This window comes from Candidatus Pelagibacter sp. (assembly GCF_052049775.1).
Classification (GTDB): Bacteria; Pseudomonadota; Alphaproteobacteria; order Pelagibacterales; family Pelagibacteraceae; genus Pelagibacter.
Window position 1 is genome coordinate 38,701 of sequence record NZ_JBNGZH010000008.1, and the last position, 12,020, is coordinate 50,720.

The following is a 12,020-nucleotide window of genomic DNA, read 5'->3' on the forward strand; positions in this document are numbered from 1 at the left end:
AGATGACAGATATATTTTCTTTAAGTCTTGAAGAACTTGCTACAAAGATTAAAGATGCTCAACTCACTTCTGTTGATGTTTGTGAAAAGTATATCGAGAGAATCAATAAATTTGACAAAGATATAAAGGCTTGGGCCCATTTTGATAAAAAAGTTTTATTAGAAAAAGCTGCAGAAGCTGACGATCATAGAAGATCTGGTAAACCAATTGGTCCACTTCATGGAGTGCCTATTGCAGTTAAAGACATTATTGGGACAGTTGATATGCCAACCGAATGTGGAACAGTTATTAGAAAAGGTAAATCATATTCACAAAATGCTGAAATAATTGATCTGCTTCATGCATCTGGAGCGATTGTAATGGGTAAAACAGCAACCTCAGAACTTGCTTATTTAGGACCCTCGGCAACCACAAATCCACATGATAAAACAAGAACACCAGGTGGTTCTTCAAGCGGATCAGCTGCTTCAGTGGCTTCGTTTATGGCACCTGCATCAATTGGATCACAAACTGGCGGATCTATTATTAGACCAGCATCCTATTGTGGAGTAGTGGGTTATAAACCTAGTTATGGTTTGATATCTAGAAATGGTGTTTTAAGAACTTCTTACAATCTAGATCATATAGGAATCTTTGGCCGAAAAGTTGAGGATGTGGCCATGCTAGCAAAAGTATTGATAAAAAAAGATAAATTTGATCCAGCAACTATACATTACTCAACAGAGAATATTTTATCTGAGACAAAAAAAGGACCTTTATTTGATCCTAAATTTATTTTTTATAAAACTGAACATTGGAAATTAATAGATAAAAAGTCTAGAGAGTCATTTGAATATTTTATTAATTCATTCAAAAAAAATATTGAGATTTTTGATACACCTTCTTATTTTAAGGATATTCACAAGTATCACCAAATTATTCATGAGACTGATTTAGCCAATAACTTTTCAGTGTATTTTAAAAAATTTAAAAAGAAATTGTCTAAGTATATGCAAGATGCAATTACAAAAGGCAATAAACATTCCGCGAAAGAATACGCGGAAGCAATTGATTTTATGAAAAGAAGCTATGAGTCTTACGAGGAAGTTTTTGAGGATTATCATGGAGTTTTGTCACCAGCTAGTCCAGGTGTTGCACCAAAGGGTTTAAAAAGTACAGGAACAGCAGAATTTAATAAAGTTTGGTCTTATCTTGGCACACCATGTATTTCGTTACCTTTACTTGAAGGAGAAAATAATTTACCATTAGGGGTTCAATTAATTGGCAATAAATATGATGACCATAGATTTCTAGGAGTTGCTAATTGGTTAGAAAAAGAATGTCAGGAATAAAATGAATAAAATTACTACAATCATAGGATTATCTTTTGCAGTTTTCTTTTTAATTGGTTTAGCAACAACTTTAACGAGATCAATGATGATCGGCTTCTTGGATGTTATTCCAGTCTATCTTTTAATGGGTGCAGCTATCATCATGATGATATACGAAGCCTTTTTTGATAAAGATTAATATCAATTAAATTGAAAAATATTAAGACAGATATATTTCCATTATCATTACTATTTATACAACCAATCTTTATGGCTAGTAACTTAGTTGTTGCTAGAGGTGGTGTTGAATTTGTTCCACCTATTTCACTTGCATTTTGGCGTTGGACATTAGTTTTTTTGATTTTATTACCATTCACTTATGTAACTTTAAAAAATAATTTTCATATAATTAAAAAGGAATATAAAAAATTATTTTTTTTAGGGTCAATGGGATGTGGTGTATGTGGCGCTTTCCCTTTTTTAGCTGGTGAGACAACAACTGTAACAAATATGGGGATAATTTACACATCCTCTCCAGTTTTTATTATTTTAATTTCATATTTCTTTTTTCAAGAAAAAATAAATTTAACAAAGGTAATTGGTTTAATTGCTTGTTTGATTGGTGTTTTTGTCATTATTATTAAAGGTGATATTGATTTATTAATTAATCTTAGATTTACAATTGGTGATTTATGGATGTTAGCTGCTGCAGTTGGTTGGGCTTTATATTCTATTTATTTATTTTATTGGAAATCAAAATTAAAAATTTTCGATAGATTTGCTATGATTTCCTTTTTTGGTGCTTTAAGTTTGTTACCCTTTTATGTTGGTGAGGAATTATTTTATAAAGAGACTATTTTTGTAACAGAATTTTATTTATGGGTGATTTTTGCTGCTATATCGCCAGGGATAATTGCCTTTACACTTTATACTATAGCTCAAAAAAAATTAGGTGCATCTTTAACTGGCTTTACGCTTTATGTTTTTACAGTTTACGGTGCAATTTATGGATACTTTTTATTTGACGAAAAATTTGAAAATTACCATATTATTGGGACTATTCTGGTATTTTTTGGCGTATATTTAGCAAAGAAAAATAATGTTAAAAAGGTTTAGGAATAGTTTGTTATTATTTTTACAACTAACAATTTTAGTTTACCTATTTCTCTTAGTATTTCTTTATTTTTATCAAAGGAACTTAATGTATCATCCTGATGAAAATAATTATTTTGATGACAAACTCTCAGTTTATATTGAAAAAGTAAAAGTCCCAACCCAAGATGGATTAGATTTATTGGGTTGGTATCATGAAAAAGATATAAAAAAAAATAAAACAATTCTATTTTTTCATGGAAATGCTGGATCTTTAGAAAATAGAATTCATAAATTAAATCATTTTAGAGACATGAGTGTTAATTTTTTAATAATTGCTTGGAGAGGTTTTAGTGGTAACGAGGGTAAACCATCAGAGTCTGGATTATATGAGGATGGTGAAAGTGCAATTAAATGGTTGGTAAAAAAAGGTGTAGATGAAAAAAATATAGTAATTTATGGAGAATCATTAGGAACAGGAGTTGCAACACATTTATCCCAGAACAAAGAGTTCGCAGGTGTTATTTTAGAAACTCCATTCACATCAATGATTGATGCGGCTAAAAAATTTTATCCATATATACCTGTTGGTCTTTTACTCAAAGATAAATTTGAAAATAAAAACAAAATTAAAAATATTAAATCTCCAATTTTGATAATGCATGGTGAAAAAGATCAAATTGTTCCTTTTGAGATGGGTAAAAAGATGTTTGAGATAGCTAATGAACCCAAATATTCGTATTTTACCAAATATGACAATCATATGATGGAGTATGACGAGAGTCTTGTAAAAGCACTAAACTCTTTTTTGATTAATTTAAATTAAGCCATATTCTAAACAAATATTTTTCAAGATTTAAGATTAAGTTTAAAAAGTGAAAAATGTTTTTATTATTATAATTTTATTCATAACTTTAAAAAGCTTTGCTTTTTCCAAAGATAATTCATTTTATCCTGATGATTTATTTCACATTGATCATATGGACTCTCACAACAAAAAATTTGCGCTATATTTTAAGGGGCGAGAGAAATCGATTTTAGCTAGAGGTGAAGAAAGTAATTATATAAATGATTATCCAAAAGATCTTTATATCTATAATTATTCAACAAAGTCTTCTTCACCATTGATCTCTTATGATTGGTTTCCCTCTCAAGCCAAGTTTCATTTAGAGGAATATGACTTTCCTGTATTTCCAGACGACTTTGCTTATTATCTTTTAAAAGATGATAAAACACTGGTGATGATTAGTGCAGTTAAAAGTTTAAACGCAAACTTTAAGTATGATATTTTTAACAAGAAACTTGAACTTTACCCCACTACAGGAAAATTTGATTTTATTATTTCGTCTTTTTCTAAGGATTGTGGGCATTATAAATTTAAAGATAATTATAAGTGTAGCATTTATAAACCTTTAATCTCGAGTAATTTAATCAATTAACCTGCGTAAAAGCTTCAGCAAATTTTTCTGCATTAAATAATTGTAAGTCGTCTTCTTTTTCGCCCAAGCCTAAAGCAATAATAGGTAATTGATATTTTTTTGCTATCGCCAATAGAATACCGCCTTTGGCAGTTCCATCTAATTTGGTCATGATTAAACCAGTTAATGGAATAATTTTGTTAAATTCTTCTACTTGATTAATTACATTCTGTCCCGATGTTGCGTCTAAAACTAAAATAATGTTGTGAGGGGCATCCTGGTCAATTTTTTTTGTTACATTGGCTATCTTTTTATATTCCTCCATTAAATTTTTTTTATTTTGTAGTCTTCCAGCAGTATCGATTAATACTTGGTGAAAATTATTTTTGATTGCTTCTTCAACTGCTTTATATGCGACTGATGCTGGATCAGAACCTTGAGATGATTTAGTTATTTTAACGTCAATTTTATTTGCCCAGTTTTCTAATTGTTCAATAGCTGCTGCTCGAAAAGTATCAGAAGCGGCAAACATAACTTTGTTCCCGTTAGTTTTTAAAATTTTACCTATTTTACCAATAGTTGTTGTTTTGCCAACACCATTCACACCTGAGATTAATGTTGCATTGAGTTTATCTTTTTTTTCGAAAAATGAATTATTCTCTAAAGGTTTCATTAGATTAATAATATATTCTTTTAAAATAAGATTTATCTCGGTTGATAAATCTTTATTTGGATCGATTTTTTTACTTGAAATGATTTCCTTGATCTCAGACGCAGCCTCGACACCTACATCTGACTCAATTAAAAATTCTTCAATTTTATTTAAATTTTTATCGTCAATCTCTTTTTTTATAATTATTTCTTTTAGTCCAGATGTCAGTGCAGATGCACTTTTTTTAAAGCCTATCTTAAATTTATCAAAAATTCCCATTATAGTTTGAACTCAATTTCTTTTATTTCTGAAACGGGTCCTTTCATGTGGATTGAATTTTTATCATCTATAAGAATTGATAATTTACCTGTTTGAAATTCTATGTCTGTTTTATTTTCAGTAAGATCATTTAATTTACCAGCAAATGCTGTTGCACATGCAGCTGTTCCACATGCTTTGGTCAGCCCCGCTCCTCTCTCCCATACCTTCACTCTAATTAAATTTTTATTAATTATTGTAGCAATTGTAACATTACATTTTTCTGGAAAAATTTTATGATTTTCAATTTCGGGTCCAATTTTTTCAATATTAAAATTTTCAATTTCGTTTACAAAAAAAACAATATGTGGATTTCCAACATTAACTGCCGTCCCACCTGAATGTTCTTTGTTATTCGAATCAATAATCTTAATATCTAAATTTTTTGTATCTAGTTTTTCTGATAAAGGTATTTCGTTCCATTGTAATTTAGCTTTACCAATTTCAGTCGTAACAATGTTTTTATCTAATATTTTTGACTCTAAATTTCCATTTGAAGTTGACAAAATGACTTTTTCAGATTTTGTCTCCTCGGAGATTAATTTTGCAACACATCTAGTACCATTTCCACACGCACCAGACTCTCCTCCATCAGAATTAAAAAATTTTAAATTTGCATCACTTGATTTGCTAGATTCAATAAATATTAATTGATCACAGCCAATAAAATTTCTATCACAAATTTTTATGATTTGATCTTTAGTTAAATTGGTAATCTTTTGTCTATTATCAATTATTACAAAATCATTACCTAATCCATCCATTTTAAAAGCCCTAATATCCATATATAGTTATTTAACTTATTTATTGACTTTTTGAACCTCTATTATAGTTTGTGGCAGTTTCCGCAAAAACGTTAAATTTGCGGTGTCTTTGGAAACAAAGAGATCGACACTAGTTAGCGAGGGTTCGCCCACTAGTGCGATTACTGCTGTGTGAAATAAATATGTTTGAAAATTTAACAAATAAATTTGAGGAAGTTTTTTCCTCTCTGAAAAAAGCCCCTTCGCTTGATGAGAGCCAAGTTGATGAAGGCCTTAGAGCTATTAGACAAGCCTTACTAGAGGCCGATGTATCACTTGAGGTCGCAAAAGATTTTATTGAAAAAGTTAAACCTAAAGCTTTAGGGCAAGAAATTATCAGATCTACATCTCCTGGTGATATGGTTGTAAAAATCGTTTATGACGAATTAGTTAATTTATTAGGTGAAAAAAACATTGATGTAAATTTAAACGCCGTTCCTCCCGTACCAATGATGTTAGTTGGTCTACAAGGTTCAGGTAAAACTACCACTACTGCAAAACTTGCAAGATATTTAGAAAATACAAAGAAAAAGAAGGTAATGATGGTCAGCTTAGATATTTATAGACCAGCTGCACAAGAACAATTGAAATCTTTAGGTGAGCACAATGATATCTTAACTTTACCAATTATAGAGGGTCAACAACCAGCAGATATTTGTCAGAGAGCAATAAGTGCTGCAAACTTAAATGGTGCCGACATTATCTTATTTGATACAGCTGGCAGAACACAAATAGATCTTCAAATGATGAGTGAAATAAAGCAGATTGAAAATATAATCAATCCCGCTGAAACTTTTTTAGTTGCAGATTCTTTAACAGGTCAAGTAGCAGCATCAGTTGCAAAAGAATTTAAAAATACTGTAGGTTTATCAGGAATTATTTTAACAAGAGCTGATGGTGATGCCAGAGGTGGGGCCGCGGTAAGTATGAAATTTGTATCAGAGGTTCCAATTAAGTTTTTAGGGGTAGGAGAAAAAATTGAAAATTTTGAGGTGTTTCATCCTGATAGGATTGCTAACCGAATTCTTGGAATGGGAGATATTGTATCTCTAGTTGAAAAAGCAGCACAAGATTTAGGTGAAGAAAATATTAAAAAGACAGAAGAGAATTTAAAAAAGGGACAATTTTCAATGCAAGATTATTTAACTCAACTTAGACAGATGAAAAAAATGGGTGGAATAGAGGGAATCATGTCTTTTATGCCAGGTATTTCTAAAGTTAAATCACAAATGGATTCTGCTGGTATTGACGAGAGTGTTATCACTAAGAACGAGGCTATAATTTTATCGATGACAAAAAAAGAAAGAGAGAACCCAAAAATAATTGATGGTTCTAGAAAAAAAAGAATCGCTAATGGTTCTGGAACTGATCCAGCCACTATCAATAAATTGTTAAAACAATTTAAAATGATGTCTGAAATGATGAGAAAGATGTCTAAAGGAAATCTGAAAGGTATGTCTGACAAAGGAATACCACCAGAATTATTTAATCAATTAAAATAAAAAAGGAGAGTAAATGTTAAAACTTAGATTATCAAGAGGTGGAACAAAGAAAAGACCAGTTTACAAAGTTGTTGTAGCTGATAGTCGTTTTGCAAGAGATGGACGTTTCATAGAAAAAGTTGGTTTTTTTAATCCTCTATTACCTAAAGAAAAAAAAGAGAGAATAGGATTAGAGGCTGAAAGAATTAAATATTGGTTAGGCCAAGGTGCACAACCAACTACAAGAGTAGCAAGAATCTTAGGTGAAAATGAGTTAATGCCAATGCCTGCTAATGGTAATAATCCTCAAAAAGCTATTCCAAAAAAAGATAGAAAAAAAGAAGGGTCTGATGATGCTAAAAAGGAGGAAGCAGCAAAAGCAGACGCAGCACCGACAGATGGAGCAAAAAAAGAAGAAGCTCCAAAAGCAGAAGCTAAAAAAGAGGAGGCTCCAAAAGCAGAAGCTAAAAAAGAGGAAGCTCCAAAAGCAGACGCTCCAAAAGAGGAAAAAAAGTAATTTAAGGTTTACTTATGTTAAAGACACAAGTGTTAACACTTTATCCAGAAATTTTCCCTGGTCCGTTAAACAAAGGATTATATGGAAAAGCAATGGCTAAAAAGCTATGGAGTCTTAATGTAGTAAACATAAGAGATGCAGCAACAGATAAACACAAAACTGTCGATGACACTCCATATGGTGGTGGATCAGGTATGCTGTTAAAAGCAGACATACTAGCAAAATCAATTGATAAAAATATCCATAAGGGAGAAAGAATTTTTTATCTTTCGCCAAAAGGAAAAAAATTTGATCAAAGACTTGCACAAGATTTATCAAAAGAAAAATCATTCAGTTTAATTTGTGGACATTTCGAAGGTGTTGATGAAAGAGTACTATCCACAAGAAATATTGAGGAAATTAGTATAGGAGATTATGTACTTTCTGGAGGGGAAACAGCTGCTCTTGTAGTTCTTGATAGTGTGTTAAGACTTTTGCCTGGAGTTTTAGGTAATGATAAATCATCTTCGGAGGAAACTTTTGAAAATGGTCTTTTAGAGTATCCTCAATATACAAAACCTCAAATTTGGGAGGAAAAATCAGTACCAGATGTCTTATTATCAGGGGATCATAGCAAAATTAAAGACTGGCGTTTATCTCAATCTGAGGCTATAACACGCGTCCGAAGACCAGATTTGTGGCAAAAATATAAGAAAGATTAACTTGATAAATATTAAAATGAAAACGATTGAAGAAATAAATCAACATAATGTAAAAAAAATTCTTTCGGAAAAAAAGATTCCAGAATTCTTTCCAGGTGATGTTGTTAAAGTTGGTGTAAGAATTACAGAGGGAAAAAAAGAGAGAATTCAGTATTTTGAAGGAGTATGTATTGCCAAAAAAAGCAGAGATTTAAATTCTTCTTTTACGGTTAGAAAGATTTCTTTTGGTGAAGGTGTTGAGAGAACATTCCCACTATTTGGTACAGTAATTGACTCAATTAAAGTTATTCGTTCAGGAAAAGTTAGAAGAGCTAAACTATATTACTTAAGAGATAGAACTGGTAAATCAGCTAGAATTGCTGAAAAAATAAGAAAGAAGATTGGTATTGATATAGATGTAAAACCAGAAACAGTAACTGAAGAAAATTTAGCTCCTGTTTCAACAGAAGCATCTGATAATAAAGAAGATTTAACTAAGGCAGAGGCTAGGAAAGAAGAAACTCCTAAGGAAGAGCCAAAAAAAGAAGAAACAGCCAAAATTGAAACAAAACCTAAAACTGAAGAAAAACTTGAAACTTCTCCAGAAAAAAAATAATTTTTTTTTCAATGCCTAATACTCTTTACGACAAAATTTGGAAAGAACACTTAGTTGATCAGCAAGATGATGGAACAGCTTTATTATTTGTTGATAGGCATCTCGTTCATGAAGTGACCAGTCCACAAGCATTTGAAGGTTTACGAAATTCTAAAAGAAAAGTAAGACATCCAAAGCTTACATTGGCCGTTGCAGATCACAACGTCCCAACTACTGATAGAACAAATGGTATTTCAGATAAAGAATCTAAAATTCAAGTTGATACATTAGAAAAGAATTGTAAGGAATTTGATATCCAACTCTTTGGAATGGAGGATAAGCGTCAAGGCATAGTTCATATAATTGGTCCTGAACAAGGATTTACTCAACCTGGAACAGTTATAGTTTGTGGAGATAGTCATACAGCTACACATGGAGCGTTTGGTGCTTTAGCATTTGGTATAGGCACCTCAGAAGTTGAACACGTACTAGCAACGCAAACTTTAGTGCAAAAAAAAGCAAAAAATTTCAGAATTAATGTTAATGGAAAACTTCCGTTAGGTGTTACTTCAAAAGATGTAATTTTACAAATAATTGGAAAAATAGGAACAGCAGGTGGAACAGGATGTGTTATTGAGTATGCTGGTGATTTAATCAGATCATTGAGTGTTGAGCAAAGAATGACTATATGCAACATGACTATAGAGGGTGGAGCAAGAGCAGGTTTGATTGCACCAGACGAAAAAATTTTCAAGTATTTGGAGGGAAAACCTATGTCACCCAAAGGTGAAAAATGGGATAAAGCTTTAGCGTACTGGAGAAATTTAAAATCTGATGATGGTGCAAATTTTGATAAAGAAATAAGTCTTCAAGCTAATGAAATTTCACCGATGATTACCTGGGGTACTTCACCTCAAGATGTCATTACTATTGAGGATAAAGTACCAAACCCAGACAATGAAAAGGATGAGGATAGAAAAAATTCTATTGAAAGAGCTCTAAAATATATGGGTTTAAAACCTGATATGGCTGCTAAAGATATTAAGATAGATAAGGTCTTTATAGGTAGTTGTACAAATGGAAGAATTGAGGATTTACGAGAAGCAGCAAAGATTTTAAAAGATAAAAAAATTGCTTCTCATGTGCATGCAATGGTTGTTCCAGGATCTGGTTTAGTGAAAGAACAAGCAGAGCAAGAAGGTTTACATAAAATATTTGAAGAGTCTGGTTTTGAATGGAGAGAACCAGGATGTTCTATGTGTTTAGCAATGAATGCTGATAAATTAAAACCAGAGCAAAGATGTGCATCTACATCAAACAGAAACTTTGAGGGAAGACAAGGTAGAGGTGGAAGAACACACCTTGTGAGCCCAGGAATGGCAGCTGCAGCAGCAATTTCTGGAAATTTGGATGATGTAAGAAAGTATCAAAATTAATGCAAAAATTTTCCACATTAAAAAGTATTCCAGCATATTTACCAATAGTAAATATCGATACTGATATGATTATCCCAAAACAGTTTTTAAAAACAATTAAAAGAACTGGACTTGGAAAAAATTTGTTTTTTGAAATGAGGTATGATGATAATGGAAATAAAATAGTGGATTTTATATTAAATAAAGATCCATTTACAAATTCAAAAATTCTGATAGCAGGAAAAAACTTTGGTTGTGGATCCTCAAGAGAACACGCTCCTTGGGCATTATTAGATTTTGGTATTACATGTGTAATTAGCTCCAGTTTTGCTGATATTTTTTATAGCAATTGTTTTAAAAATGGAATTTTACCAATTATTGTTGATGAGGAAAAAATAAAAGAGTTGTCTGAATATGCTAATAGAAAAGAAGAAATTTCAGTAGACCTTAAAGAAGAAAAAATAGTTTATGGTAATAATGAAATTAAATTTAAAATAGACTCCTTTAAAAAGAAATGTCTTCTCGAAGGTTTAGATGACATTGCGCTATCTTTAAATAAGTCTGATAAGATAAAAAGTTTTGAGCAAAAATTAAAAAGCTCTAAGCCATGGATTATAAGTGATTAAGGTAAAAAAGAGAAAGATACTACTACTTCCTGGAGATGGTATTGGTCCCGAAGTTATTGGTGAGGTAAAAAAAATTATCAGTTGGTTCAATGATAAAAAGTCTCTAGATTTTGAGATGGATGAGGATTTAGCGGGAGGATGTTCTTACGATAAGCATGGTACACCGATTACAGATGAGGTTTTTTATAAAGCATTAGAAAGTGCAGTTGTTATGTTAGGCGCTGTAGGTGGACCAAAGTGGGATAATGTTGAGTTTTCCAAAAAACCTGAGAGAGCACTTTTAAAACTAAGAAAAGAATTAAAATTATTTGCTAATTTGAGACCAGCGATATGTTTTAAACAATTAGTTGATGCCTCAACATTAAAACCTGAAATTGTTTCAGGTTTAGATATTATGATTGTAAGAGAGTTAACGGGAGGAATATATTTTGGTGAGCCTAGAGGAATTAAACCAATAGAAAACGGGGAAAGAAAAGGGATTAATACTCACACTTACACAAGCAATGAGATTATAAGAGTTGCTAGAGTTGCCTTTGATTTAGCAAAAAAAAGATCAAACAAAGTAACTTCTTGTGAAAAATCAAATGTTATGGAGGCAGGCCAACTTTGGAAAGAAGAAGTTCAGACATTACACGATAAAGAATTTAAAGACGTTGAACTAAGTCATATGCTTGCAGACAATTGTGCTATGCAGTTGTTGAGAAATCCAAAGCAATTTGATGTAATTGTAACAGATAATTTGTTTGGAGATATGTTATCTGACCAAGCCTCAATGTTGACTGGATCATTAGGTCTTTTACCTTCTGCATCTTTAGGTGCAAAAAATAAAGATGGAGAGATGAGGGCTATGTATGAACCTATTCATGGTTCGGCTCCAGATATAGCTGGTAAAAATATTGCTAATCCAATAGCTACAATTTTAAGTTTTGCTATGGCTTTGAGATATTCATTAGATTTAGATAAAGAGGCAGAAGCTCTGGAAAAAGCTGTACAGGATGTATTAAATGATGGTTTAAGAACTAAAGACATTTTATCAAAAGGCACAAAAGAGGTGACTACATCACAAATGGGTGATGCGATCATTTCAAAATTGCAATAATTAATTAATTATTT

Annotated in this window: 14 protein-coding genes; 12 read left to right on the forward strand and 2 right to left on the reverse strand. The window is 31.5% G+C overall.

Annotated features, from left to right (window positions below; translation table 11 throughout):
* The first annotated feature begins 2 nt into the window (after positions 1 to 2).
* From ACTT83_RS01825 to ACTT83_RS01845, 5 genes are all read left to right on the forward strand, one after another.
* Entirely contained in the window at positions 3 to 1,331 is a 1,329-nt protein-coding gene (locus tag ACTT83_RS01825) for an amidase (protein WP_440918497.1), read from the forward strand.
* Between the two features lies 1 nt (position 1,332).
* Entirely contained in the window at positions 1,333 to 1,509 is a 177-nt protein-coding gene (locus ACTT83_RS01830) for a hypothetical protein (RefSeq protein WP_440916690.1), read from the forward strand.
* An 11-nt stretch (positions 1,510 to 1,520) separates the two neighbouring features.
* A complete protein-coding gene (locus ACTT83_RS01835) occupies positions 1,521 to 2,426 on the forward strand; it encodes a DMT family transporter (RefSeq protein ID WP_440916691.1) in 906 nt (301 codons plus the stop codon).
* 85 nt (positions 2,427 to 2,511) lie between these two features.
* Entirely contained in the window at positions 2,512 to 3,228 is a 717-nt protein-coding gene (locus tag ACTT83_RS01840; protein WP_440916692.1) for an alpha/beta hydrolase, read from the forward strand.
* 49 nt (positions 3,229 to 3,277) lie between these two features.
* Complete coding sequence (locus tag ACTT83_RS01845) at positions 3,278 to 3,841, forward strand: hypothetical protein (protein WP_440917695.1); 564 nt, start codon at positions 3,278 to 3,280, stop codon at positions 3,839 to 3,841.
* Here the strand turns inward: ACTT83_RS01845 and ftsY are convergent.
* On the reverse strand, positions 3,834 to 4,751 hold the full coding sequence (gene ftsY, locus ACTT83_RS01850) for a signal recognition particle-docking protein FtsY (protein WP_440916694.1): 918 nt from the start codon (positions 4,749 to 4,751) through the stop codon (positions 3,834 to 3,836). The genes ACTT83_RS01845 and ftsY overlap by 8 nt on opposite strands.
* Positions 4,751 to 5,554: a diaminopimelate epimerase gene (dapF, locus tag ACTT83_RS01855; RefSeq protein ID WP_440918498.1), complete on the reverse strand. Its 804-nt coding sequence runs from the start codon at positions 5,552 to 5,554 to the stop codon at positions 4,751 to 4,753. Before dapF ends, ftsY begins: the two co-directional genes overlap by 1 nt.
* Positions 5,555 to 5,736: 182 nt before the next feature.
* On the opposite strand from dapF, the gene ffh reads away from it, so the two are divergent.
* Genes ffh through leuB form a run of 7 tightly spaced genes read left to right on the forward strand, consistent with a single transcriptional unit; the run spans position 5,737 to position 12,006 of the window.
* On the forward strand, positions 5,737 to 7,095 hold the full coding sequence (gene ffh, locus ACTT83_RS01860; protein ID WP_440918499.1) for a signal recognition particle protein: 1,359 nt from the start codon (positions 5,737 to 5,739) through the stop codon (positions 7,093 to 7,095).
* 13 nt (positions 7,096 to 7,108) lie between these two features.
* Positions 7,109 to 7,591, forward strand: a complete 483-nt coding sequence (gene rpsP, locus ACTT83_RS01865; protein ID WP_440918500.1) for a 30S ribosomal protein S16 — start codon at positions 7,109 to 7,111, stop codon at positions 7,589 to 7,591.
* Positions 7,592 to 7,605: 14 nt separating this feature from the next.
* Entirely contained in the window at positions 7,606 to 8,292 is a 687-nt protein-coding gene (trmD, locus tag ACTT83_RS01870; RefSeq protein ID WP_440918501.1) for a tRNA (guanosine(37)-N1)-methyltransferase TrmD, read from the forward strand.
* A 16-nt stretch (positions 8,293 to 8,308) separates the two neighbouring features.
* Positions 8,309 to 8,887, forward strand: a complete 579-nt coding sequence (rplS, locus tag ACTT83_RS01875; protein ID WP_440918502.1) for a 50S ribosomal protein L19 — start codon at positions 8,309 to 8,311, stop codon at positions 8,885 to 8,887.
* A gap of 11 nt (positions 8,888 to 8,898) precedes the next feature.
* A complete protein-coding gene (gene leuC / locus ACTT83_RS01880) occupies positions 8,899 to 10,302 on the forward strand; it encodes a 3-isopropylmalate dehydratase large subunit (protein ID WP_440918503.1) in 1,404 nt (467 codons plus the stop codon).
* Positions 10,302 to 10,907, forward strand: coding sequence for a 3-isopropylmalate dehydratase small subunit (leuD, locus tag ACTT83_RS01885; RefSeq protein ID WP_440918504.1), 606 nt, complete (start codon positions 10,302 to 10,304; stop codon positions 10,905 to 10,907). Before leuC ends, leuD begins: the two co-directional genes overlap by 1 nt.
* Positions 10,900 to 12,006, forward strand: a complete 1,107-nt coding sequence (gene leuB / locus ACTT83_RS01890; RefSeq protein ID WP_440918505.1) for a 3-isopropylmalate dehydrogenase — start codon at positions 10,900 to 10,902, stop codon at positions 12,004 to 12,006. Before leuD ends, leuB begins: the two co-directional genes overlap by 8 nt.
* Positions 12,007 to 12,020: the final 14 nt, after the last annotated feature.